This is a genomic window from Stenotrophomonas sp. 220_Sma, assembly GCF_056487375.1.
Genome location: NZ_CM151348.1, coordinates 698,531 through 723,173, shown reverse-complemented (window position 1 = coordinate 723,173; position 24,643 = coordinate 698,531). Strand labels below are relative to the sequence as shown.

Sequence of the window (24,643 nt, the reverse complement as noted above, 5' to 3'; positions counted from 1 at the left end):
TCATGTCTGAGCCGAAATCCAGCGTTCGCCCCGCGTCAGTGCCGAAGCCGGCGCTGGATGCGGTGATGGCGGACAAAAGCGGGAACCCGCTGCGGCGTGCCTTGTGGCTCGACGCGCTGGACCGTCAGTTGCGCCCCCAGTTGCCGCCACCTCTGCGCAGCCGTTGCCGGCTGGCCAATGTGGACGGGGAACACCTCGTTTTTCTCGTCGAGTCCCCGGTCTGGCATGCCAAGTTGCGGCTTGCCGAAGCCCAGTTGCTCGACGCGGCCCGTTCCATCGGGCTGAAGGCCACCAGGGTGACCATCAAGACTGCGTCTCCCACTCCCACGCGCTCCCCAGCGCTCGACAACCGGAATGGACCCCACGCAGTTTCAGCCGCCACGCACAAAGGGCTACGCGACGCCTTGGCTTGCCTGCAGGACGTTCCTTCGAAGCCGAAGAAGCGGTCCTGACGACAACGGAGCATCCGGCTCCGCTCCCCGTCGCGCGTGTCACCACGGCGTGAAACATTTCGGGGGCCGGGTCGCATCCTAGCTGCCATCCGGGGGCCTGTCGTTAGATTGTTGTTAAAACTACGTTAAATTCAGGCTTCCGATCCAACAGGTTCACAAAACCGTGACCTCGAACCGGCCTTGACACGCGTCAAGCATGCTGAATGCGCCGGACACGCCGGAAACGACAACGCCGCCCTGGAAGGCGGCGCTTTTGTCTTTCAATTCAACGATCTACAGGAATCAGGCGTAGGCCGGAGTGGCATATTCCACCGGGTCCGGGGTGGCCGGCGAGTCGAAGCTGACCCATTCCCAGGCGGTGGCGTCGGCCATCAGCGCCCGCACCAGCTTGTTGTTGAGGGCGTGACCGGACTTGAAGCCTTCGTAGGCACCCAGCACCTGGCCACCGGCCAGATAGAGGTCGCCGATCGCGTCGAGGATCTTGTGGCGCACGAACTCGTCGGCGTAGCGCAGGCCGTCTTCGTTGAGCACGCGGAACTCGTCCAGCACGATGGCATTGTCCATCGAACCGCCCAGGCCCAGGTTGCGCTCGCGCATGTATTCCAGGTCGCGCATGAAACCGAAGGTGCGCGCGCGGGAGATTTCCTTGGTGTAGGCCAGCGTCGAGAACTCGATTTCCTGGCGCGACTGCTTGGCCGGGATCATCGGGTGATCGAACTGGATGGTGAAGCCCAGCTTGTAGCCCTCGTACGGGCTGAAGCGGGCCACCTTGTCGCCCTCGGTCACTTCCACGGTCTTCAGCACGCGGATGAAGCGCTTGGGCGCGTCCTGTTCCACGATGCCTGCCGACTGCAGCAGGAACACGAACGGGCCGGCCGAACCGTCCATGATCGGCAGCTCGGCCGAGGACAGTTCGACGATGATGTTGTCCACACCCAGGCCGGCCAGCGCCGACATCAGGTGTTCGACGGTCTGGATCTTGGCGTCGTTGCAGGTCAGGCCGGTGCACAGGGTCACTTCGGTGACCAGTTCGGCCTTGGCCGGCACTTCCACCACCGGGTCCAGGTCCACGCGACGGAACACGATCCCATGGTTGACCGGTGCCGGGCGCAGGGTCATGTAGACCTTGTCACCGCTGTGCAGGCCAACGCCGGTGGCGCGGATCGTGTTCTTGAGGGTGCGTTGCTGGATCATGGGGGATGGGCCGGAAGTGACACATTAGATTAACACGCGCCCTCCCCTACCCTGGCTGAAACGCCAGTGAAGGCTGCCGGCAGGACGCACCGGCACGCCGCGGGGACACGCGTGAAGCAGGGCAGCCGGACCCATCCTGGCCCGGCGCCCGCGTTTTCAGGACATGGTGGCGCAACCCGGGGAGGACAAGCCCCGGGCGCCCCGCTTAGTCCGCCTGGCGGCGCAGGAACGCCGGGATGTCCAGGTAATCGTTCGGCAGTTCCGCCGCCGCCGGGGCCGAAGCGGCCGGGGCCGAGGGAGCGGAGGCTGCCGCGGTATCGCTGCTGGCGCGACGCAGGCCCAGACCCATGCCGCCCACGGCCTTGGACACGGCGTCGCCGCCGTTGTCGAAGTCACCGAATTCCGGCTGGCCGGTGGTGGCATTGCGGACCAGCTTGATCGGCGCACGCTCGCCCGGACGCTGGGTCTTGCTGGCCGACACGCGGTTCAGGCCGGTAGCGACCACGGTCACGCGCACTTCGTCCTGCATGTCCGGATCCAGCACGGTACCGACCACCACGGTGGCGTCCTCGGAAGCGAAGCCATCGATGGTGCGGCCGATCTCGTCGAACTCGGCCATGGTGAAGTCGGCGCCGGCGGTGATGTTGACCAGGATGCCGTTGGCACCGGCCAGGTTCACATCGTCCAGCAGCGGGTTCTGGATCGCGGCTTCGGCGGCGGCCTGGGCGCGGTCATCGCCACGGGCGGTGCCGGTACCCATCATCGCCAGGCCCATTTCGGACATGACGGTGCGCACGTCGGCGAAGTCGACGTTGATCAGGCCCGGACGCACGATCAGGTCGGCGATGCCCTGCACGGCGCCCTGCAGCACGTCGTTGGCGGCACGGAAGGCCTGGATCATGGTCGCGTTGCGACCCAGCACGGTGATCAGCTTCTCGTTCGGGATGGTGATCAGCGAGTCGCAGTGCTGGCTCAGTTCCTCGATGCCCTTCAGCGCCACCTGCATGCGGCGACGGCCTTCGAACGGGAACGGCTTGGTGACCACGGCCACGGTCAGGATGCCCATTTCCTTGGCCAGCTGTGCCACCACCGGCGCAGCGCCGGTGCCGGTACCACCGCCCATGCCGGCGGTGATGAACACCATGTCCGCACCCTGCAGGGCGTCCATGATGCGCTCACGGTCTTCCAGCGCGGCCTGACGGCCGACTTCCGGGTTCGCGCCTGCGCCCAGGCCCTTGGTCACGTTGGTACCCAGCTGCAGCTGCAGCTTGGCACCGCAATTCTTGATGGCCTGCGAGTCGGTGTTGGCGGTGATGAATTCCACGCCGTCCACCGCCGAGTTGACCATGTGCGCCACGGCATTGCCGCCGCCGCCGCCCACGCCAACCACCTTGATCACCGCATTGGGTGCCATCTTTTCGATCAGTTCAAAATGCGCCATGTCCGTGTCCTCGTTGTATCCGCTTTGGCTGGCATGGGCATTCGGGCGTCCTGCCGTCCTGCTGCATGCCGACGTTGCGGCTGTGTGGGTTGTGTGTTGCCGGTGTTGCGTTGTGCTACGGGTACTGCGGGTGCTGCGCCCGGGCGATGCCCGGTGTTACGGGTTCCGCGTCAGAACTCGCCGCGGAACCAGGTCTTGAGTTTCTTGAACATGCTTCCAGCGCGCCCGGTCGGCAGCGACGGCCGCCGCGGGTGCTCGATCTGGCTGCCCATCAGCAGCAGGCCCACGCCGGTGGCATGCACCGGGTTGCCCACCACTTCGCCGAGGCCGGTGACGTGTTGCGGGATGCCCACGCGAACCGGCATCTGCAGCATCTCCTCGGCCAGTTCGACCACGCCTTCCATCTTCGAAGCGCCACCGGTCAGCACCATGCCGGCGCGTACCAGTTCCTCGAAGCCGGAGCGGCGCAGTTCGGCCTGCACCATCTCGAAGATTTCCTCGTAGCGGCCCTGCACGGCCTGCGCCAGCGAATGGCGCGGCATGCGGCGCGGCGGGCGGTCGCCCACCGACGGCACCTGGATGCTTTCCTCGGCGGTGGCCAGCTGGGCCAGGGCGCAGGCATAGCGCACCTTGATCTGCTCGGCTTCCGGGGTCGGCGTGCGCAGCATGTGCGCGATGTCATTGGTGACGTGGTCGCCGGCGATCGGCAGCGAAGCCGTGTGGCAGATCGCGCCCTGCACGAACACCGCGATATCGGTGGTGCCGGCGCCCATGTCGACCAGCACCACGCCAAGCTCGCGCTCGTCGGCGGTCAGCACCGCCACGCTGGAGGCCAGCGAGGACAGCACCAGGTCGTCCACCTGCAGGCCGCAGCGCTGGACGCACTTGCTGATGTTGGCCGCAGCCGACTGCGCGCACACCACCAGGTGGGCATGTACTTCCAGGCGCACGCCGGTCATGCCGACCGGGTTGCGGATGCCTTCCTGCGAATCGTCCAGCACGTACTCGCGCGGGATCGCGTGCAGGATCTTCTGGTCGGCCGGAATCGCCACGGCCTTGGCCGCATCGAGCACGCGATCCAGGTCGCCCCAGGTCACTTCGCCGTCGCGGATCGGCACGATGCCGGGCGAATTCTTGCACTGCACGTGGTTGCCGGAGATCGAGGCATACACCGAGCGGATCTCGCAGCCGGCCATCAGCTCGGCTTCTTCCACCGCGCGCTGGATCGACTGCACGGTCGATTCGATGTCCACCACCACGCCACGCTTGAGCCCGCGCGACTCGTGCGAGCCGATGCCGATCACTTCGATCGGGTTGCCCGGCGAGTACTCGCCCACCAGCGCCACCACCTTGGAGGTGCCGATGTCCAGCCCAACGATCAGCGATTTGTCACCCTTGCGATTCATGTCCTTTCCTGCGTCCTGCTGGCTGGGGTCGCCGGCGTTTTCGCCGGCGTGGCCGGGGTACCCCAGCTCAGCGTGAAACCATTGGTGTAACGGAGATCGGCGCGCTCGATCGGCGCGTCCTGACGGTTGAGCTGCGGCAGCACCTTGACGAAGCGCTGCATGCGCGAGCGCGCGTCGTCGCGGCCGACCACCACTTCGGTACCGTTGCTCAGCACCAGCGACCAGCTGCCGCGCGCATCCATCGTCACCCGGCGCACGTCGACGCCGGCCGGTGCGAACAATGCACGCGAGTCGCTGTACAGCTTCATCACTTCTTCGGTCTGGCTGTCGGGGCCGTCCAGTTCGGGCAGCGCCAGATCGGCCAGCTTCTTCGGCGTGGGGAACAACTTGCCCTGCTCGGAAACCAGGCGGTCGTTGCCCCAGCGCGCGAACGGCTTGTGCTCGACCAGGGTCACTTCCAGCACGTCCGGCCACTGCTTGCGCACCTGCGCGCTTTCCACCCACGGCAGCTGCTCCAGGGCGTCCTGCGCGTCCTGCAGCTTGACCGCGAAGAAGCCCGCGTGCGCGTACGGCAGCAGCACCTGCTGCAACTGCTCGGCCGGCACTCGCTTGAACTCACCATGCACGCGCAGCTTCGCCAGCGGCCAGCGCTCGGCGCCGACCCAGCCATTGACCACGGCCACCACCGGCAGTGCAACCACCGACAGCGCCAACAGCCAGACGAAGATGCGCAGCACCGCGTTCATGCGTGCGAGGCCTCCAGGGTCTGTTCCAGCACGCGCCACACCAGCTCTTCGAAGCTGATGCCGGCCTGGCCTGCGGCCTTGGGCACCAGCGAATGGCTGGTCATGCCCGGCGCGGTATTCACTTCCAGCAGGAAGAAGCGGCCGCTGCTGCGATCGCGCATCACGTCTACGCGGCCCCAGCCACGGCAGCCGGCGGCACGGAACGCGGCCAGCGCGATGCGGCGGATTTCCTCTTCGTCGTCACCGTCCAGGCCTGGGCACAGGTACTGGGTGTCCTCGGCGATGTACTTGGCGTTGTAGTCGTACCACTGGCCCTTGGGCACGATGCGGATCGACGGCAGCGCGACATCGCCGAGGATGGCCACGGTCAGTTCGTCGCCGACCACCATCTGTTCCATCAGCAGCTGGCCGTCGTAGCGCGCGGCCAGCGCCACGGCTTCATCGAGGCCGGCGTCGTCGGTGACCCGGCTGATACCCACGCTGGAGCCTTCATTGGCCGGCTTCACCACTACCGGCAGGCCCAGTTCGGCTGCCAGTGCATGCACCGTGGTCGCGTCCACCTTCCGGTACTGCGGGGTGGGCAGGCCCAGCGACAGCCATACCTGCTTGGTGCGGATCTTGTCCATGCTCAGCGCCGAGCCCAGCACGTTCGAGCCGGTGTACGGCACGCCGAAGGCATCCATCAGGCCCTGCACGATGCCGTCCTCACCGCCACCGTTGTGGCCATGCAGGATGTTGAACACGCGATCGATGCCACCGGCGGCGAGCGCCTTGGCCAGCGCCGGAATGCCATCCACCGCGAACGCATCGACGCCGCGCGACTGCAGCGCCTCCAGTACGTTGCGGCCGGAGTCCAGCGACACCTCGCGTTCGCTGGAACTGCCACCGAGCAGCACGGCGACGCGGCCGAACACGGCCGGGTCGGTCACGCGCAGCGGCGGGAAGGTCAGCGCGCTCACGCCTCGCCCTCCCCCTTGAAGCCTTCCACCGCGATATGGGTGGCCACGGCACCGATGTCGCCGGCACCCATCATCAGCAGCAGGTCACCGTCCTGCAGCACGTCCGGCAGCACGCTGGCCAGCTCGGCGGCCTTGCCCACCACCACCGGCTCGCTGCGGCCACGCGCACGGATCGCGCGGGCCAACGCATGCGAATCGGCACCAGCAATCGGTTCCTCGCCGGCCGGGTAGACCTCGCTCAGCACCAGTGCATCGACGCTGGACAGCACCGCGGCGAACTTGTCGAACTGGTCGCGGGTACGGCTGTAGCGGTGCGGCTGGAAGGCCACCACCAGGCGCTTGTCGGCCCAGCCACCACGGGCGGCGGCGAACACCGCTTCCAACTCGCTCGGGTGATGACCGTAGTCGTCGATGATGCGGACCTTGGCGCCGCTGGCGGTGGTCACTTCGCCCAGATCGTTGAAGCGACGGCCGACACCGGCGAAGCCTTCCAGTGCGCGCGCGATCGCGTCCGGTGCCACGCCCAGCTGCCAGCCCACCGCAGCGGCGGCCAGCGCGTTGAGTACGTTGTGCTTGCCCGGCAGCGCCAGCACCACTTCCTGGCTGGTGCCCTGCGGCAGGCGCAGGGTGAAGCGCATGCGCGAGCCTTCCTGCACCACGTTCTCGGCGCGCACGTCGGCCTGCGGGCTCATGCCGTAGCTCATCACGTGGCGCGGGGTCTTGGCAGCCAGAGCCGCGACTTCTGGATCGTCGATGCACAGCACCGCCAGGCCGTAGAACGGCAGGCGCTGCAGGAACTCGGCGAACGCCGCCTGCACGCGGGCAAAGTCGTTGCCGTAGTTCTCCAGGTGGTCGGCATCAATGTTGGTGATGATCGACATCAGCGGATTCAGGCGCAGGAAGCTGCCATCGCTTTCGTCAGCCTCGGCCACCAGCCACTGGCCACCACCCAGCTTGGCGTTGGCACCGGCGGCCAGCAGCTGGCCTCCGATCACGAACGTCGGGTCCAGGCCACCTTCGCTCAGCACTGCAGCGGTGAGGCTGGTGGTGGTGGTCTTGCCATGGGTACCGGCCACCGCGATGCCGCGGCGGAAGCGCATCAGCTCGGCCAGCATCGCCGCACGCGGCATGATCGGAATGCGCTGGCTGCGCGCTTCCATCAGTTCCGGGTTGTCTTCGCGGATGGCACTGGAGACCACCACGCAGTCGGTGCCCAGCACGTTGGCTGCGGAGTGGCCGCGCATGATGCGCGCACCCAGGCTGGCCAGGCGACGGGTCGCCACGTTGTCGGCGTTGTCCGAGCCGGACACCTCATAGCCCAGCGTCAGCATCACTTCGGCGATACCGCTCATGCCGGTGCCGCCGATGCCGACGAAATGCACGCGCGGGAACGCGCGCACCAGGTCGTTGGTGTCGTGCAGGCGACGGATCATGCGCGGCCTCGCGCAGGGCAGGCGCGGTGGCATGCCTTCTTCATACAGCTTCCTCAAGAATGATATCGGCGATGCGCTCGGCGGCATCGACCTTGGCCAGGGCACGCGCGGCTTGCGCCATCTGCATGCGGCGGGCGGGATTTTCGGACAGATCGCGCAGCAGTGCGGCAATGCCGTCGGCCAGCGTTCCGTCCTGCTTCAGCAAAACCGCCGCGCCGCGCTCGACCAGGTACTCCGCATTGCGGGTCTGGTGATCGTCGACAGCAGCGGGGAAAGGCACCAGCACGCTGCCGACACCCACCGCGCACAGCTCGGCCAGCGTCGAAGCGCCCGCACGGCACACCACCAGATCGGCCCAGGCAAAGGCCTCGGCCATGTCGGCGATGAACGGCGTGATTTCAGCCTGCACGCCGGCCTTGGCATATGCCTCGACCGCTTCGGCATGCATTTTTTCGCCACTCTGGTGGCGTACCTGCACCGGCACCGTGGCACCCAGCGCAGCGATGGCCTGCGGCACGCCGGTGTTGAGCGCACGCGCGCCCTGGCTGCCACCGACCACCAGCACGCGCAGCGGGCCCTGGCGGTCAGCGAAACGCTGTTCCGGCGGTGCGATGGCGGCGATCTCCGCACGTACCGGGTTGCCGACGAACTCCTCGCCCTTGGCGAAGGTGCCCGGGAAGCCGGTCAGCAGCCGGCGCGCATAGCGCGACAGGATGCGGTTGGTCATGCCGGGAGCGCGATTCTGTTCGTGCACCAGCAGCGGCAGGCCATGCAGGCGTGTGGCCATGCCCCCCGGGCCGGACGCGAAACCACCGAAGGCGACCACCGCACGCGGCTGGCGCTTGCGGATGATCATGCCGGCCGCGCGCAGCGCGCGCATCAGCCGCCACGGCGCGCCCAGCAGGGCCAGCTTGCCTTTGCCGCGCAGGCCGGTGATGGCCAGCGTGTCGATCGGAATGTCGTGCTGCGGCACCAGGCGGGTTTCCATCGCACCATCGGCGCCCATCCAGGTGACCGGTACGCCGCGCGCGCGCAGCACGCGGGCCACGGCCAGGCCGGGGAAGATGTGACCGCCGGTGCCACCGGCCAGGATCATCACCGGGCGCACGTTATCGGTGGCTGCGCTCATGACAGCCTCCCGAAGGTCGGTTCGATGCGCGACTGCAGGCGGCTGGTACCGCGTGCGGCGTTCGCTGCAGCGGCAGCCGTCGGCTCGGCGCTCATCGGCACGCTGGCCGCAGCCGGTGCGGCCGGCGCGTCCACGGGTGCATCGGCCACGGCCTCGTCGCCACCGCCGATGCGCACGGCCTGGCGACGCTCGGCGCGCTTGAGCTCATAGGAGACGCGCAACAGCAGGCCCATCGCCACGCAGGTCATCAGCACCGACGAACCGCCGGAGGAGATCAGCGGCAGGGTCAGGCCCTTGGTCGGCAGGATGCCCAGGTTCACGCCGATCGAGACGAAGGTCTGCATGCTGATCCACAGGCCGATGCCGAAGGCGATGTAACCGGAGAAGTGGCGCTTCATTTCCACGCAGCGCATGCCCAGCCAGAACGTGCGGCCGACCAGCAGCGCGTACAGGGCCACGATCACGCAGGTGCCGAGGAAACCGAATTCCTCGGCAGTAACCGAGAAGATGAAGTCGGTATGTGCTTCCGGCAGGTAGTACAGCTTCTGCACCGAGTTGCCCAGGCCAACGCCGGTCCACTCGCCGCGGCCCACGGCCATCAGCGCGTTGGACAGCTGGTAGCCGTCGCCCTGCTGGTCGGCCCACGGGTCGAGGAAGGAGGTGATGCGGCGCATGCGGTACGGTTCGATGATCGCCAGCGCGCTCATGCCGACCAGGCCGATGATCACCGGCATCGACATGCGCGGCATGTTCACACCGCCCAGCACCAGCATGCCGGCGGTGATCGCCAGCAGCAGGGTCGAGGAACCGAAGTCCGGCTGCAGCAGCAGCAACAGCACCAGCGCACCGGCCACGCCCAGTGGCTTGAGCATCGCCGGCCAGGTCGCGTTGACCTCGTCGCGGAAGCGCACCAGGTAGCTGGACAGCCAGACGATATAGAGCACCTTCACCGCTTCCACCGTCTGGAACTTGGAGATGCCCAGATTGATCCAGCGGCGTGCGCCGTTGACCGTGCTGCCCAGGCCCGGTGCGAACACCGCCAGCAGCAGCACGAAGCAGCCCAGCAGCAGCATCTGGTTGTACTGCTCGATGGACTTCAGTTCAGTGCGGGCGGCTACGACCGCCAGCACGATACCCACCGCCAGGAAGATCAGGTGGCGGTTGAGGTAGTAGAACGGGCTGCTCATCAGAGCGATCGAGCTGGACGCCACCATCACCACGCCGATGCCCGTGAGCGCAATGATCGCGCCCAGCAGCCACTTGTCGTAGCTGCCTTCGATGGCTTCAAGGCGTGTTGCCTGGCGGGACAGGTCGTTCATCTCAGCGCACCTTCAACGTGGCCAGGCCGATCAGCACGAGCACGACGGAGATGATCCAGAAGCGCACGATCACGCGCGGCTCCGGCCAACCCTTCAGTTCGAAGTGGTGGTGGATCGGCGCCATGCGGAACACGCGCTTGCCGGTCAGCTTGAACGAGGCGACCTGGATCATCACCGACAGCGTTTCGATGACGAACACGCCGCCCATGATCACCAGCACCAGCTCCTGGCGGGTGATCACTGCGATCGTACCCAGCACCGCACCCAGCGCCAGCGCGCCGATGTCGCCCATGAACACCATGGCCGGATAGGTGTTGAACCACAGGAACCCCAGGCCCGCACCGGCAATGGCCGCGCAGATGATGACCAGCTCGCCGGCGCCCGGGATCTGCGGGATCTGCAGGTAGTTGGCAAACACCACGTTGCCCGAGGCGTAGGCGAACACGCCCAGTGCGCAGGCCACCAGCACGGTCGGCATGATCGCCAGGCCGTCCAGGCCGTCGGTCAGGTTCACCGCGTTGGAGAAGCCGACGATCCAGAAGTAGGCGATGGCCACGAATCCGATGCCGGCCAGCGGCAGCGCGATCGACTTGAACATCGGGATGTAGAAGGTCAGTGCTGCGGGCACGTCGGCCGTGTAGAACAGGAACAGGCCCGCGGCCAGGCCGAAGATCGACTGCAGCAGGTACTTCCAGCGCGACTTCAGGCCGTTCGGGTCGCGGCGGACGATCTTGATCCAGTCGTCATACCAGCCGATGGCGCCGAAGCACAGCATCACCGCCAGCACCAGCCACACGTAGCGGTTGCGCAGGTCGGCCCACATCAGCACCGACAGGGTGATGGTGAGCAGGATCAGCGAACCGCCCATGGTCGGCGTACCGGCCTTGGAGAAATGGGTCTGCGGACCGTCCTTGCGGATCGGCTGGCCGCCCTTGAACTGGGCAAGCTTGCGGATCATCGCCGGGCCGAGCCACAGCGACAGGAACAGGGCCGTCAGCGCGGCAAGGATGGCGCGGAACGTCTGGTAGTTGAACAGCCCGAACAGGCTCTCCAACTGCTGCAACCATCGAGCCAGTTCATACAACATGCGGGGATTCCTCTCCTTGCGCCAGCAGCGCTTTGACAATCGTGTCCATGGCGCTGCCACGGGAACCCTTGACCAGGCAGCGCACGCCGGCGTGCAGCTCGTCCTTCAGCGCCTGCGACAGCGCGTCATGGGTGGCGAAATGACGGCCGCCTTCACCGAAGGCGGTGGCGGCAGCGGCGCTGAGCGGGCCCAGCGCATACAGGCGCTTGAGGCCAGCAGCGCGCGCGCGGAGCCCTGCCTGCGCGTGCAGCGCTTCGGCGTCCGGACCCAGCTCGCGCATGTCGCCCAGCACCAGCCAACCCTCTTCCGGCGCGGCGGCCAGGGCGTCGATGGCCGCGGCCAGCGAACCGGGGTTGGCGTTGTAACTGTCGTCCACCAGCACCGCGCCGTTGCGCAGCTGATGGGCGATCTGGCGGCCCGGTACCGGCTGTGCTTCGGCCAGGCCGGCCGCGATCAGCGCCAGATCGACACCGGCGGCCAGCGCCAGGCTGGCAGCGGCCAGCGCATTGCTGACGTTGTGGCGACCCGGCAGGCCCAGCACCACGCGGGCTTCGCCGCCCGGTGCGACCAGGGTGAACTGGCTGCCCTGCGCGCCGGCGCGGATGTCGCGCGCGGTGATGTCCGCGGTGTGCTCCAGGCCATAGCGCAGCACACGGCTGCGCGGCGGGGTGCCGACGAAGTGCTGTTCGAACCAGCGGCCGTAGGCATCGTCGACGTTGATCACGGCCACGCCATCGGCCGGCAGCGCGGCATAGATCGCGCCCTTGGTCACTGCCACGCCGAGCAGGCTACCCATGCGTTCCAGGTGCGCCGGGGCGATGTTGTTGACCAGCGCATAGCGCGGGCGGGCGATGTCGGTCAGGTAGGCGATGTCACCCGGCTTGCCCGCGCCCATCTCGTAGACAGCGTAGTCGGCATCTTCCGGGGCATCGATCACTGCCAGCGGCAGGCCGATCTCGTTGTTGCGGTTGCCCGGGTTGGCGTAGACCACCTTGTGCGCATGACGGGCCACCTGCTGCAGGATCGACAGCAGCAGGCTCTTCACGCTGGTCTTGCCGTTGCTGCCGGTGATCGCGAACACCTCGGTATCACGGTCACGCTGCATGCCGGTGGCGATCTTCGCCAGCGCCAGTTCGCTGTCGGCCACCAGCACCTGCGGCAGTTCGATCGGCAGCAGGCGCTCGACCAGCAGCGCGCTGGCACCGCGCGCCTGTGCGTCGGCGGCAAAGTCATGGCCATCGAAACGCTCGCCGCGCAGCGCTACATACAGGCTGCCCGGGCCGAGGCTGCGGGTGTCATTGCTGACCGCATCGATGGCCACGTCATCGCCATGGATCTCGCCGCCGGCCCAGTGCGCGATCAGCGAAAGCAGGGTGCACTTCATGCGATGCCCTCCCCGGCCTGCGCGCTGAGCACACCGGCCTTGGCGGCCAACGCAGCGGCGGCCACTTCGGTGTCGTCGAAGTCATGGCGCACGCCATTCACTTCCTGGTACGGCTCGTGGCCCTTGCCGGCGATCAGGATGATGTCGCCGGCACCGGCACGCTTCACCGCCAGGCCGATCGCACGCGCGCGGCTGCGCTGCACGGTCACGGCGGAGGCATCGGTGAAGCCGGCCAGGATGTCGGCCACGATCACGTCGCCATCTTCGCCACGCGGATTGTCGTCGGTGACGATGACCTGGTTGGCCAAGCGCTCGGCGATCGCGGCCATCTGCGGGCGCTTGCCGGTATCACGCTCGCCACCGCAGCCGAACACGCAGAACAGCGTGCCCTGCAGGTGGCCGTGCAGGCTGTCCAGCGCCTGTTCCAGTGCGTCCGGGGTATGCGCGTAATCGACCACCACGGTCGGCAGGCCGTCTTCGCCGCCCAGGCGGTTCATGCGGCCACGGATCGGCTGCAGCGCCGACAACACCTCGGCAATGCGCGGCAGCGGCTGACCCTGCGCGTGCAGGGTACCGGCCACGGCCAGCAGGTTGTCCACGTTGAAGCGGCCCAGCAAAGGCGACTGCACCGCCGCGCGCTGGTCGTCGACGACCAGTTCGAAGGCGATGCCCCGGCCGTCCAGCTGCAGCGCTTCGGCGCGCACGCTGGCGCCGTCGGCACCGCGCGAGCTCAGGCCGATCGGCTGCACACCCGCCGGGAGGCCGGCGAACAGCTGGCGACCGAACGCGTCGTCAAGATTGATCACCGCGGCCTTCAGGCCCGGACGATGGAACAGCCGCGCCTTGGCCGCGCCGTAGCTGGCCATGTCGCCGTGGTAGTCCAGATGGTCGCGGGTGAGGTTGGTGAACACCGCCACGTCGTAGTGCACCGCATCCACGCGGCCCTGGTCCAGCGCGTGCGAGCTGACTTCCATCGCTACCGCGCGCGCACCGGCATCACGCAGCTGCGCCAGCAGCGCATGCATCTGCAGCACCAGCGGCGTAGTGAAACCGGTCGGCTCAACCGAACCATAAAGTCCGGCGCCCAACGTGCCGATACTGCCACTGGGCGTTCCGAGCAGGTGCCAGGCCTGGGCCAGCAGCTGCACGGTGGAGGTCTTGCCGTTGGTGCCGGTCACGCCCACCATCGCCATCGCCCGCGACGGTGCGCCATGGAACTGGTCGGCCATCGCACCCATGCGCGCGCGCAGGCCCGGCACAGCGATCGCATCGTCCGGTGCCGGCAGTTCGACCGGTGCCGGCGGTTCGAACAGGATGGCGCCAGCGCCGGCCGCACGGGCCTGCTCGACAAAGCCCAGGCCATGCGCGCCGAAACCGGCGATGGCGACGAAGGCATTGCCGGGGCGCACGGCGCGGCTGTCCAGCACCAGGCCGGTCAAAACGGGATCGTGGCCCGCCAGGGCCACATCCGGAAGCAACTGCGAAAGCAACATCGAAGGACTCATTGCGTGCCTCCCGTAGCGGGCGGCGTCTGGGCTTGCGCGCTGGGCAGCGCAGCGTCGAATTCAGCGGCGGCATCCACCGGCAGCGCGGCCTCGGCCGGCGGCGCGGGCAGGATCGAGGCCGAATGGCCGACCTTGCCGGACTGCTGTGCGGCCAGCCACGACTGCAGGTCGTCCAGCGGCACGTCCATCAGGCGCAGGGTGCCTTCCATCACGTTGTGGTAGACCGGCGCCGACACCAGGCCACCGTAGAACTTGCCGGCCTGCGGGTCGTTGATGACGATGACGGTGGCGAAGCGCGGGTTGGTGGCTGGCACCACGCCGGCGAACAGCGCGTTGTAATGGCCACGCTCGTAACCGCCGGGGCCGGCCTTGCGCGCGGTACCGGTCTTGCCGGCCACGCGGTAACCCAGCACCGCTGCCTGCTTGGCGCCGCCCTGGGTGACCACGGTTTCCATCATCGCCACCACCTGTTTGGCGACGTTCTCATCGATGATCTGCTGGCCTTCGTTGCGCTGGCCCTTGACGAAGGTCGGCGCGATCAACTTGCCGCCATTGGCCAACGCCGAATAGGCAGTAGCGATCTGCAGAGGGGTGACGTTCAGGCCGTAGCCGTAGGACATGGTGGTCTTGGTGGTGCCCGACCAGCGTGCCGGGCGCAGTACGACGCCGCCGGATTCACCCGGGAAGCCGCTGTGCGGCACCGAGCCGTAGCCGAAGCGACGCACGCCGTCGTAGAACACCTGGTCCGGCATCTTCGCCGCGACCTTGGCCGCGCCCACGTTCGAACTGCGGGTGATCACGCCTGTCACGTTCAGCACGCCGTTGTTGCGCGGCACGTCGCGGATGGTGAAGCGGCCCAGGGTCATGTAACCCGGGTTGGTATCGATGATGGTGTCCTTGGTCACCGCACCGGCCTGCAGCGCGGTGGCGATGGTCAACGGCTTCATCGTCGAACCCGGCTCGACCAGGTCGGTCACTGCACGGTTACGGCGCGCATCGGGCAGCGCGCCGGTCAGCGAATTCGGGTTGTAGGTCGGCAGGTTGACCATGGCCAGGATCTCGCCGGTGGTCACGTCCATGATCACCATCGAACCGCCGGCCGCCTTGTTGGCCACCAGCGCGTTGCGCAGTTCCTTGAACGCCAGGTACTGGATGCGGCGGTCGATGCTGAGGGTCAGGTCCTTGCCCGGTTCGGCGGCGCGCAGCAGATCGCTTTCGACGGTCTCGCCCTTGCGGTTGCGGATCACCCGCTTGGCACCGGCCTTGCCGCGCAGCCATTCGTCGAACGCCAGCTCCAGGCCTTCCTGGCCGCGGTCGTCGATGTTGGTGAAGCCCAGCACGTGCGCCATCGCCTCACCCTGCGGGTAGAAGCGGCGGAACTCGCGCTGCGCGGCCACGCCCGGAATCTTCAGCGCGACCACCTTCTCTGCCTCGTCCGGATTGATCCGGCGGCGCAGGTACATGAATTCCTTGTCCGACTTCTGCGACAGGCGGCTGCTCAGTTCATCCACCGACATGCCGACCGCCTGGGCCAGCTCAGGGATGCGCTCAGGCGAACGCAGCAGGTCCTGCGGGTTGACCCAGATCGAAGCGACCGGGGTCGACACCGCCAGCGGCTCGCCGTTGCGGTCGGTGATCATGCCGCGCGAGGTCTTGATCGGCAGCTCGCGCAGGTAGCGGGCCTCACCCTGGCGCTGGTAGAAGTCGCTGTTGATGATCTGCACGTAGGCCGCGCGGCCGACCAGCGACACCGAGCACAGGCCGAGCGCCAGGGCAACCCAACGCAGGCGCTGGCGCAGGTTGAAGGCGTTGCGGGGGCGGTTGCGGCCGGTCTTGCTCATGGGCGCACCACCACGATGTCGGCGGCCTCGGGGAACTTCATGCCAAGCTTCTCGCGGGCGATGCGATCCACACGGTTGGCTTCGGCCAAGGTGGCCTGTTCCAGTTGCAGGCGGCCGAATTCCAGATTGATGTCATCGCGCTTGCGCTCAGCGCGCGACAGCTCGATGAACGTCTGCCGGTGACGGTGACGCACGAACACGACGCCGATCGCCGAGGCCACGGTCGAGGCCAACAGGATGATCAGCAGCAGCCGGCTCATGCATCAGCCTCCCGCTTCTGGGCCACGCGCAGCACGGCGCTGCGGGCACGCGGGTTGGCCGCCAGTTCTTCGTCGGTGGCCTTGATGGCACCGCCGATCAGATCCAGCGTCGGTACGAACACCTCCGCCTCGGGCAGGCGGCGGTTGGCCGGCGGCGCCTTGGCCAGGCGGTTCATGTACTGCTTGACGATTCGATCTTCCAGCGAGTGGAAGCTGATGATCGCCAGGCGGCCGCCGGGCTTGAGCCGTTCCACGGCCGCATCGAGCCCGGCTTCCAGATCGGCCAGCTCGCGGTTGATGTGGATGCGGATGGCCTGGAAGCTGCGCGTGGCCGGGTGGATCTTGTCCTTGCCACGCGGCATCACCGAGGCGATCAGCTCGGCCAGTTCTGCGGTGCGGGTGAACGGCTGCTTCTCGCGGCGCGCCACGATGGCACGGGCGATACGGCGGCTCTGGCGCTCTTCGCCGTAGGTCCACAGCACGTCGGCAATCTCGCGATCTTCGACGCGGTTGATCCACTGCGCGGCGCTTTCACCGCTGTCCGGGTCCATGCGCATGTCCAGCGGGCCGTCCTTGCCGAAGCTGAAGCCACGCTCGGCCACGTCCAGCTGCGGCGACGACACGCCCAGGTCGAACAGGACGCCGTCCAGGCCTTCAGCCGTCGCATCCCACTGCAGCAGCTGGGCGAAGCTGCCACGGAAGATGGACACGCGCGGGTCCAGCGCGAAATCGCGCTCGGCTACGGCGATGGCTTCCGGATCCTTGTCCATGACCAGCAGGCGCCCCTCGGGACCGAGCTGGGTGAGCACGCCACGTGCATGACCGCCACGACCGAACGTGCCATCCAGATAACGTCCGTTTTCGATCACCCTCAGGCCTTCAAGGACCTGGGTGTACAGGACCGGCAGGTGCACCGCCGGCGACTGCGACACCGGAAGGTGACCGGCCTGCGCTTCTGGGCGCATCCGGGCACCCCGGCTCACAACTTCAGGTCGAGCAACCCATCACCCAGATCCTCGTCAGACAATGTCTGCTGGATCAGGGCCCGATGCGCCTGCTCGCTCCACAATTCGAACTTGTCGCCCATACCGAGCAATACCGCCTTCTTCTCAATGCCCACCGCACCGCGGTGGCTGGCGGGGATGCTGATGCGACCGTTGCCGTCCAGCTCAAGATGGGCGGCCGAGCCGACCAGCTTCTGCTGCAACAGGCGCACGACGCGCTGGGTGTTGGGCTTGGACATCACGTCGTCGCGGACCCGCTCCCATTCCGACTCTGCATACAGCCACAGGCAGCCGGCTTCGAACGGGTTGTAGGTCAGCACGAGACGGTTGTTGCTGGCGCGCGCGACGAGGTCGCGGTAAGCGGTGGGAACCGCCATGCGCCCTTTATCGTCAACTGTGATGGCCGTCTCGCCCTGGAACACGACGCGTGCACCTATCCTTCGCCCGGTGAAACATTGAACCACGAAAACCCACAAAACACCCGGATTTCCCTCTGATGCCCACCTTAGCAGCGGCCGAAGGGTTGTCAACAACTTTTCAGCGGGGAAATCGCCAGCCACATCAATGGCTTGCAACAACCTTTAGAGAATTGTTCAAGGCTTATCCACAAGTTGCTGATCCGTCTCAATTTTTGAGATTGAACGGAAGTTCAGGGCTGTGGACAGCGCGTGAAACATCGGCCGCGCATTCATCCAAAACGGGCTGGAAGCGGCGCCAGACTGCGCAAACCGTGCACAATGAGGCCATGTGCCTGCTCGCTCTTGGCTGGATGCACCACCCGCGCTGGCGGCTGGTGATGACCGGCAACCGTGATGAGTTCCACGCCCGCCCGACGGCGGCGCTGGCCCCCTGGCAAGATGAGACCTCCGTCATCGGGGGGCGCGACCTGCGCTCCGGCGGCGGCTGGGCCGGCGTCGGTGCCGCAGGCCGGATGGCGGTGGTCACCAATGTGCGTGATCCGCTGGCCTCCCAGACCGGTCCTTCACGGGGCGCGTTGGTGGCCGACTTCCTGCGCGGCCGCGACCCGGCCGCCGTGCATATCGACCGACTGGCAACCGTGGCCGGCGCCTACGCGCCGTTCAACCTGTTGCTGGCCGACGGCCACAGCCTGGAGTTCCTGGGCAACCACCCCGCCGAGCGGCAGAGCCTGGGCCCGGGCGTGCATGGCATGTCCAACGGTGCGCTGGACGCGCCCTGGCCGAAGACCCGGCGGCTGATGGCGGCCCTTGGAGCCTGGCTGCAGGAAGACCGGGGCAGATCCCTTTCGCAAAGCGAAAAGGATCTGCCCCCGGACCTGACCCCGCTCTGGGCCGCCCTGGCCGACGAACATCGCCCCGCCGACAGCGACCTGCCCGACACCGGCATCGGCCTGGAACGCGAGCGCTGGCTGAGCCCCGCCTTCATCCGCGGCGACGACTACGGCACCCGCGCCAGCACCGTGCTGCTGATCGACGCCGATGGCCACGGCCAGATCCACGAGCGCCGCTTTGGCCCGCAGGGCGTCGCCCTGGGCCAGAGCAAGGTCGATTTCTGACCCTGTACCTGTTTTCTGTGTCTATAAATGTCTGCACGCACGCCACACGATGATCTGGCGCGGTCCTGCCGCGCGCCTCACCGATCCACAGGGAGTCATCGATGCGCCGTGTTCTCGTACTTGTCGCCACCCACCTGCTCACCCTCGGCCTCGGCTTCGGCCTGGGCGTCTACTTCCTGCCGATCCTGATCGCTCCTGATGATCCGCCCGCGGCACAGGTGCAGGCCGCCATGAACGACGCCACCCATCACACCACGTTCCGCCGCGACCTCAAGGGCAGCGACGCGGTGCACTGGGCGGAAGGCAAGGTCAGCGTCAGCGCACGCCAGGTGGCCTTCGACGGGAAGATGGGACCGGGACCGGACTACAAGGTCTACCTGGTCCGCGATTTCGTCGACAACAAGGCAGACTTCCTGAAGATCAAGGCGCAGGCCCGGCGCATCGGCGAGGTGAAGACCTTCAACCGTTTCCTGGTCGATGTGCCCGATGACGTCAACGTGGACGACTACACCACGGTGGTGGTGTGGTGCGAGCGCTTCTCGCAGTTCATTTCCGCAGGGCAGTACCGTACGCCGGGCTGACGAACGCGCGACGTCGAGGCAGTGCCGGCCGCTGGCCGGCACTCTGTCCGCCCTGCAGGCATCGTGAAGATGCCGGCCAGCGGCCGGCACTACCGATGCGCGGTTCACGCATATGGAAGAAGGAGGCGGAGCCGGCCGATAAGCCGGGTTCTGTCGTGGACAGTCATTCCTCTAGGCGTTACGTCACCGCAACGCTCAAGCAACCTACCCGGATCCAACGCGGGCCGCGCCAAAGGATCCCTATTTGGTCTTGCTCCAGGTGGGGTTTGCCGTGCCGGTCTGTTGCCAGACTCGCGGTGCGCTCTTACCGCACCATTTCACCCTTACCGGCCTTCCGAAGAAGACGTAGGCGGTATCTTTCTGTTGCACTTTCCGTCGGCTTGCGCCGCCCAGGCGTTACCTGGCACCTTGCCCTATGGAGCCCGGACTTTCCTCGGCACCCCCGAAGGGATGACGCGACTGTCTGGCCGGCTCCGCCAGTGCACATTCTAGCCTACGCACGCCCTTCCTGCCGTGCTGATCGCGGCGTCCGGTTCATCCATCCACGCATAGCGTGGATCTACCGACTCCGCTGCTCTGGAGGGTGCGGATTCCGCGTTGGTGGGTGCGGACCTTGGTCCGCACCATTCACTCGCCGCAGCCAACGATGTTCCTTTTTGTCGGTCGATATTCAAAACACCCGACATTATGGAACAATGCCGTCATGGGAAACGCCGAGGCCAAGGCACGAAAGCTATTGCGACGCGCAGGCACCCTGCGCGCCCGCGAACTGGTGACTGCCGGGATCGCCCGCGCCCAACTGACCCGCCTGGTCGAGGCAGGCGCACTGATCCGGCTGTCCCGTGGCGTCTACGCGTTGGCGGAAAGAAAGAGCGACGACACCGATGATGGACTGCGGATCATTGCAGAACGCCTGCCACACCCCCGTCTATGCCTGTTGAGCGCCCTGCGCCTGCATGGCCTGACCACCCAGGCACCATTCGAACGCTGGGTCTCCATCGGCAACAGCGACCGCGTTCCGCGGATCGACTGGCCGCCCCTCCGTGTGGTCCGCATGTCGGCAACGACCCTCAATGCGGGGCTGGAAGAACGTCGCGTAGGCGGACGTCTCATATACGTCAGCAACGTAGCCAAAACCGTCGTCGATTGCTTCAAGTTCCGCAATCTCGTAGGGCTTGATGTCGCACTTGAAGCCCTGCGTGACGCGCTTCACGGCCATGCAACCACGCCGGATGCGTTGATGGAGTATGCGCGGATCTGCCGCGTTGCCAGACTGATGAGACCGTACCTCGATGCCCTGGCTTGATCCCCTCTCCAACACCTCCCCACCGCGCTGCTTCCATCCGGCAACGGCTGCTCGATCTCGCACGCAAGCGGGGGGAGGACTTTCGGTTCGTGCTGGACAGGTTCGCCGTTGAGCGCCTGCTCTACCGGCTCTCCGCTTCTCGATACCGCGACCAGTTCCTGCTGAAGGGTGCCATGCTGTTCGCAGTGTGGTTCGACGCGCCGCACCGCCCTACACGGGATGCCGATTTCCTGGGATCCGGCAGCGCTGAGCCCGATCGCCTGCTACATATCGCACTTTCGCTCTGTGGAATGCCCGGGGACGACGGCCTGCGCTTCGATCCAGGCAGCATCGTCATCGAGGCCATACGTGAAGAAGCCACGTACGAGGGGCTGCGCATGCGCCTGATCGCACATCTGGGCCGCGCACGCTGCCATGTGCAGTGGGACGTCGGGTTTGGCGACGCGGTGATCACCCCGCCGCCGGAAATCACCTATCCGGTGATTCTGGAGGGATTCCCTCCAGCCTGCCTGCGCGTCTATCCACGCGAAACCGTGTTTGCCGAAAAGCTCGAGGCTATAGCGGCACTGGGCATCGCTAACAGCAGGATGAAGGACTTCTTCGACTTGCTGGCACTGATCCGTGAAGACGCCATGGATCGCCCGCACCTTGTTGCGGCCATTGGCGCGACGTTTGATCGACGAAGGACCCGAGCGCCAACGCCCCTGCCCTACGGACTGACTCAGTCATTCGCCGCAGATCCCCAGAAGCAGACCCAGTGGCGCGCCTTCCTGCGCAGGAATCGCCTGATCGCGCCGGACCTCTCTTCGGTGATTGCCGAGATTGCCAACTATCTGGACACCCTCGACACACCCGTACAGTCCTGACGTCGCAAGGCCTGGCGCTATCGGTCCGCCCGGGTGGGTGCAGACCCCGGCGCGGCCCGTTCATCCACGCATGGCGTGGATCTACCGATTCCGCTGCTCTGGTGGGTGCGGATTCCGCTCTGGTGGGTGCGGACCTTGGTCCGCACGATCCATCAACTCCCGTACAACGCCTTGCGCGGTGCGCCGGTCAGCTCGGCAGCCAGCTTGGCGGCGGTCGACGGCGGCAGATGCTCGCTCAATTTGGCGTAGACACGGCGGCCATGCGCCAGCTGCGCTTCCTCATCGTCGCCAGCACCCTGCACCATCACCACGAACTCGCCCTTGCGCTGGTTCTCGTCAGCTTCCACCTTCGCCAGCAGGCCGGCCAGGTCACCATCAAGCACGGTCTCGAACAGCTTGGTCAGCTCGCGGGCCAACACCGCCGGGCGCTCACCGCCGAAGATCGCCGCCATGTCGGCCAGCGATTCGGCGATGCGGTGCGAGGATTCGTAGAACACCATGGTGCGTACTTCACCGGCCAGCGCCTGCAGGCGGTCGCGGCGGCCGCTGGCCTTGGCCGGCAGGAAACCCTCGAAACTGAAACGGTCGCTGGGCAGGCCGGCCACGCTCAGCGCAGCGATGGCGGCACAGGCGCCGGGAATCGGGCTGACCTTGATGCCCGCCGCGCGCGCAGCACGCACCAGGCGGAAACCGGGGTCACTGACCAGCGGGGTGCCGGCATCACTGACCAGCGCCAGCGATTCACCGGCCTGCAGGCGCGAGACCAGGCGCTGGGCCAGGGCCTCTTCATTGTGTTCGTGCAGGGCCACCAACGGCTGCTGGATGCCGAAATGGGACAGCAGCTGGCCACTGCGGCGGGTGTCTTCGGCACAGATGGCCGCCACCGACCGCAGCACCTCCTGCGCGCGCGGGCTCAGATCGGCCAGGTTGCCGATCGGGGTGGCGACGACGTACAGGGTTGGCACACTCATTTCAGCGGTACTCACGGGGCAAGGGTAGAATCGTAGCGTGTACCCGGCCAAGGCCGCTGCCCTCATCGCATGGACCCGATCATGAACAAGCCCGCCGCACGGATCTCCGCCCTGTCGTTGTCGCTGATGCTGCTGGCCGGTTGTGCCACCACCAGCCTGACCAGCACGCCCGATTCGCCGGCCCAGAGCCAGGCGCTGGCGCTGATCGAACAGGGCAAGCCACGCGACGCCGCGCTGCAGCTGGAAGCCCTGGCCGCCACCCTGCGCGGCGGTGCCCGCAGCAACGCGCTGGCCGACGCGGCCTGGGCCTGGCACCTGGCCGGTGACAGTGCGCGCGCGCGCAGCCTGCTGGGCCAGCTCACCGCCCGCCAGCTGTCCGGCGCCAGCCTGCAGCGCTACCAGCTGACCGGCGCCGAGCTGGCACTGGCCGACAAGCAACCGGCGCAGGCGCTGGCCCTGCTGAAGGACCACGGCGACAACGTGCTGCCGGCGCTGCGTACGCGCTGGTATCTGGCCCGCGCCAACGCGCTGCAGGGCACCGGCGATGCCTTCGCCGCCGCCACCGAACGTGCACGCGCCCATGCCAGCCTGACCGGCAGTGCGCGCAGCGAGAACCAGGCCGCCATCTCCGGCCTGCTCGGTACCCTCGACGACGCCACTTTGCGCAGCCGTGCCGCTGCCCTGCCGGCCAACGATCCTCTGTACAACTTCGCCGGCCGTGCGCTGATCGCGCGCGGCCTGCCGCTGCCGCGCCCGTTCGACCGCGATGGCGCGGCCCAGTTCGATACCAGCAAGCGCCCGCCGGCGATGAGCGACGGCTACCGGCCGCCGGCCAAGCTGGCCGTGCTGCTGCCGCTCAGCGGCCGCCTGGCCACCGCCGCACAGCCGGTGCGCGATGGTCTGTTGAGCGCCTACTACGGTGAAAGCCGTCGCCGCCCGGACATCAATTTCTTCGACACCGCTGGCACCCCGGCTGGTGCCCTCGCCGCCTACGACAAGGCCGTCGCCTCCGGTGCCGACTTCGTGGTCGGCCCGCTGGGCCGCGACGAAGTGGACGCCGTGTACGGCCGCCAGCAGCTGCAGGTACCGGTGCTGGCCCTGAACCGCGGCAAGGATGCACCGCCGGCCGGCAGCGCTGGTTTCTCGCTGGCACCGGAAGACGACGGCATCGTCGCCGCCGAGTACCTGCGTGGCCGCGAGCGCAACCGCGCGCTGGTGATCAGCAGCAACGACGACACCGGCCGCCGTTCCGCCGCCGCCTTTGCCCAGCGCTTCGCACAGCGCGGCGGCCAGGTGGTGGCCACGGTCAATGTCAGCGAAGCCGTCGGCGATGTCGGCGCGCAGGTGCGCAATGCCGGTCAGGTCGATGCCGTGTTCCTCGCCGTGCGCGCCCCGCAGGCCCGGCTGCTGGCGCCGCAGCTGGCGTTGGCCGGTGCCGGTGGCGCGACCCGCGTCGGCACCTCGCAGCTGACCGTCGGCAGCGGCAAGGTGGAAGAAGACGTGGCGCTGGACGGCATCGTCTACCCGAACGAAGCCTGGAATGTGCGCAGCGTGTCCGGCCTGCCCTCGGCCAGCCAGGTGGCCAGCGCGCTGCCCAGCGCTCGCGGCGCCGCTGGCCGCCTGTTCGCTTTCGGTGCCGATGCCTGGAAGATCACCGCCTATCTGGACAAGCTGTCCAACGAGGGCGGCCTGGACGGTGCCACCGGCACCCTGTTCCTGGACAGCAACGGCAACATCCTGCGCCAGCCGGCATGGTCCACCTTCAATGGCGGCCGGCCGATGCCGATCGTCGGTGGTCGCTGAGCGCAGCCAACGCGGCTCGGCGGTGGAAGCCGCCGCCGAGCAGCATCTGCAACAGGCCGGACTGCAGCCGCGTGCGCGCAACGTGCGTTATCGCGGCGGTGAACTGGACCTGGTGATGGACGATGCCGGCACCGTGGTGTTCGTGGAAGTGCGCTATCGCGCGCGCTCCGATTTCGGTGGCGGCGCCGCCTCGGTGGATGCGCGCAAATGCCGGCGCCTGGCGCATGCCGCGTTGCTATACCTGCAGGACAATCCTGCGCTGGCCGATGCGCCTTGTCGCTTTGATGTGGTGGAAGCCACGGGTGAACCGCCGCAGTTGAACTGGCTGCGCGATGCGTTCCGGCTGGATGACTGCTGATGGTTTCCGTCCGCTCTGGTAGAGGCCGACCTTGGTCGGCTCTTCTGTGCCAACCAAGGTTGGC

General features: G+C 67.2%; 22 protein-coding genes, 1 other RNA gene and 1 pseudogene. 7 read left to right on the top strand and 17 right to left on the bottom strand.

Translation table 11 applies throughout. The features are described from left to right. Nucleotides 1-2 precede the first annotated feature (2 nt). The gene (locus ACZLIB_RS03360; RefSeq protein WP_005408086.1) at nt 3-452 is read left to right on the top strand and encodes a DciA family protein; all 450 of its coding nucleotides are present in this window, start codon (nt 3-5) and stop codon (nt 450-452) included. A 282-nt stretch (nt 453-734) separates the two neighbouring features. Here ACZLIB_RS03360 and lpxC read toward each other — a convergent pair whose 3' ends face one another. The 15 genes and pseudogenes from lpxC to mraZ all read right to left on the bottom strand — a co-directional run bounded on the left by lpxC (nt 735) and on the right by mraZ (nt 17,582). Next, nucleotides 735-1,646, bottom strand: a complete 912-nt coding sequence (gene lpxC, locus ACZLIB_RS03355; protein WP_005408085.1) for a UDP-3-O-acyl-N-acetylglucosamine deacetylase — start codon at nt 1,644-1,646, stop codon at nt 735-737. Nucleotides 1,647-1,851: 205 nt separating this feature from the next. After that, entirely contained in the window at nt 1,852-3,087 is a 1,236-nt protein-coding gene (gene ftsZ, locus ACZLIB_RS03350; RefSeq protein WP_043397963.1) for a cell division protein FtsZ, read from the bottom strand. A 170-nt stretch (nt 3,088-3,257) separates the two neighbouring features. After that, entirely contained in the window at nt 3,258-4,493 is a 1,236-nt protein-coding gene (gene ftsA / locus ACZLIB_RS03345; protein ID WP_005408083.1) for a cell division protein FtsA, read from the bottom strand. 68 nt (nt 4,494-4,561) lie between these two features. Next, nucleotides 4,562-5,239 (bottom strand): annotated as a pseudogene (locus tag ACZLIB_RS03340) (cell division protein FtsQ/DivIB); the annotation flags it as partial. Beyond that, complete coding sequence (locus ACZLIB_RS03335) at nt 5,236-6,198, bottom strand: D-alanine--D-alanine ligase (RefSeq protein ID WP_049399805.1); 963 nt, start codon at nt 6,196-6,198, stop codon at nt 5,236-5,238. The gene ACZLIB_RS03335 and the pseudogene ACZLIB_RS03340, both read right to left, overlap by 4 nt. Beyond that, a complete protein-coding gene (gene murC / locus ACZLIB_RS03330; RefSeq protein WP_012510048.1) occupies nt 6,195-7,631 on the bottom strand; it encodes a UDP-N-acetylmuramate--L-alanine ligase in 1,437 nt (478 codons plus the stop codon). Before murC ends, ACZLIB_RS03335 begins: the two co-directional genes overlap by 4 nt. Nucleotides 7,632-7,671: 40 nt before the next feature. Continuing rightward, the gene (gene murG, locus ACZLIB_RS03325; protein WP_049425028.1) at nt 7,672-8,760 is read right to left on the bottom strand and encodes an undecaprenyldiphospho-muramoylpentapeptide beta-N-acetylglucosaminyltransferase; all 1,089 of its coding nucleotides are present in this window, start codon (nt 8,758-8,760) and stop codon (nt 7,672-7,674) included. Then, nucleotides 8,757-10,079: a putative lipid II flippase FtsW gene (gene ftsW / locus ACZLIB_RS03320; RefSeq protein WP_049399807.1), complete on the bottom strand. Its 1,323-nt coding sequence runs from the start codon at nt 10,077-10,079 to the stop codon at nt 8,757-8,759. The genes murG and ftsW overlap by 4 nt, the downstream gene beginning before the upstream one ends. Before the next feature lies 1 nt (nt 10,080). Beyond that, nucleotides 10,081-11,166, bottom strand: coding sequence for a phospho-N-acetylmuramoyl-pentapeptide-transferase (gene mraY / locus ACZLIB_RS03315; RefSeq protein ID WP_010481929.1), 1,086 nt, complete (start codon nt 11,164-11,166; stop codon nt 10,081-10,083). Next, nucleotides 11,156-12,550 carry a UDP-N-acetylmuramoyl-tripeptide--D-alanyl-D-alanine ligase gene (locus ACZLIB_RS03310; protein WP_478469171.1) on the bottom strand — a complete coding sequence of 465 codons (1,395 nt, stop codon included), beginning with the start codon at nt 12,548-12,550 and terminating at the stop codon, nt 11,156-11,158. Before ACZLIB_RS03310 ends, mraY begins: the two co-directional genes overlap by 11 nt. Then, entirely contained in the window at nt 12,547-14,055 is a 1,509-nt protein-coding gene (locus ACZLIB_RS03305) for a UDP-N-acetylmuramoyl-L-alanyl-D-glutamate--2,6-diaminopimelate ligase (RefSeq protein ID WP_478469169.1), read from the bottom strand. The genes ACZLIB_RS03310 and ACZLIB_RS03305 overlap by 4 nt, the downstream gene beginning before the upstream one ends. After that, nucleotides 14,052-15,896, bottom strand: a complete 1,845-nt coding sequence (locus ACZLIB_RS03300; protein ID WP_121504875.1) for a peptidoglycan D,D-transpeptidase FtsI family protein — start codon at nt 15,894-15,896, stop codon at nt 14,052-14,054. Before ACZLIB_RS03300 ends, ACZLIB_RS03305 begins: the two co-directional genes overlap by 4 nt. Next, a complete protein-coding gene (gene ftsL, locus ACZLIB_RS03295) occupies nt 15,893-16,156 on the bottom strand; it encodes a cell division protein FtsL (RefSeq protein ID WP_005412242.1) in 264 nt (87 codons plus the stop codon). Before ftsL ends, ACZLIB_RS03300 begins: the two co-directional genes overlap by 4 nt. Further along, nucleotides 16,153-17,121 (bottom strand): 16S rRNA (cytosine(1402)-N(4))-methyltransferase RsmH, encoded by a 969-nt coding sequence (gene rsmH, locus ACZLIB_RS03290; RefSeq protein WP_478469167.1) that lies wholly within the window; start codon nt 17,119-17,121, stop codon nt 16,153-16,155. The genes ftsL and rsmH overlap by 4 nt, the downstream gene beginning before the upstream one ends. Before the next feature lie 14 nt (nt 17,122-17,135). Beyond that, on the bottom strand, nt 17,136-17,582 hold the full coding sequence (gene mraZ / locus ACZLIB_RS03285) for a division/cell wall cluster transcriptional repressor MraZ (RefSeq protein ID WP_004143635.1): 447 nt from the start codon (nt 17,580-17,582) through the stop codon (nt 17,136-17,138). 323 nt (nt 17,583-17,905) lie between these two features. Between mraZ and ACZLIB_RS03280 the strand changes: the two genes are divergently transcribed. Both ACZLIB_RS03280 and ACZLIB_RS03275 read left to right on the top strand, forming a co-directional pair. Then, complete coding sequence (locus ACZLIB_RS03280; protein WP_478469166.1) at nt 17,906-18,694, top strand: NRDE family protein; 789 nt, start codon at nt 17,906-17,908, stop codon at nt 18,692-18,694. Nucleotides 18,695-18,795: 101 nt separating this feature from the next. Then, nucleotides 18,796-19,275 (top strand): DM13 domain-containing protein, encoded by a 480-nt coding sequence (locus ACZLIB_RS03275; protein ID WP_049448907.1) that lies wholly within the window; start codon nt 18,796-18,798, stop codon nt 19,273-19,275. A gap of 123 nt (nt 19,276-19,398) precedes the next feature. Here ACZLIB_RS03275 and rnpB read toward each other — a convergent pair. Beyond that, nucleotides 19,399-19,750, bottom strand: an RNA gene (rnpB, locus tag ACZLIB_RS03270) — RNase P RNA component class A. A gap of 171 nt (nt 19,751-19,921) precedes the next feature. Between rnpB and ACZLIB_RS03265 the strand changes: the two genes are divergently transcribed. Beyond that, nucleotides 19,922-20,581, top strand: coding sequence for a type IV toxin-antitoxin system AbiEi family antitoxin domain-containing protein (locus ACZLIB_RS03265; protein ID WP_164079784.1), 660 nt, complete (start codon nt 19,922-19,924; stop codon nt 20,579-20,581). Nucleotides 20,582-20,670: 89 nt separating this feature from the next. Beyond that, on the top strand, nt 20,671-21,447 hold the full coding sequence (locus tag ACZLIB_RS03260; RefSeq protein ID WP_478469164.1) for a nucleotidyl transferase AbiEii/AbiGii toxin family protein: 777 nt from the start codon (nt 20,671-20,673) through the stop codon (nt 21,445-21,447). A gap of 152 nt (nt 21,448-21,599) precedes the next feature. Here the strand turns inward: ACZLIB_RS03260 and rsmI are convergent, their stop codons facing one another. Beyond that, a complete protein-coding gene (gene rsmI / locus ACZLIB_RS03255; protein ID WP_005412235.1) occupies nt 21,600-22,418 on the bottom strand; it encodes a 16S rRNA (cytidine(1402)-2'-O)-methyltransferase in 819 nt (272 codons plus the stop codon). A gap of 81 nt (nt 22,419-22,499) precedes the next feature. Here rsmI and ACZLIB_RS03250 point away from each other — a divergent pair, with 81 nt between their 5' ends. Both ACZLIB_RS03250 and ACZLIB_RS03245 read left to right on the top strand, forming a co-directional pair. Further along, nucleotides 22,500-24,221, top strand: a complete 1,722-nt coding sequence (locus ACZLIB_RS03250) for a penicillin-binding protein activator (protein WP_164079782.1) — start codon at nt 22,500-22,502, stop codon at nt 24,219-24,221. Further along, on the top strand, nt 24,211-24,579 hold the full coding sequence (locus ACZLIB_RS03245; RefSeq protein ID WP_478469162.1) for a YraN family protein: 369 nt from the start codon (nt 24,211-24,213) through the stop codon (nt 24,577-24,579). The genes ACZLIB_RS03250 and ACZLIB_RS03245 overlap by 11 nt, the downstream gene beginning before the upstream one ends. Nucleotides 24,580-24,643 lie beyond the last annotated feature (64 nt).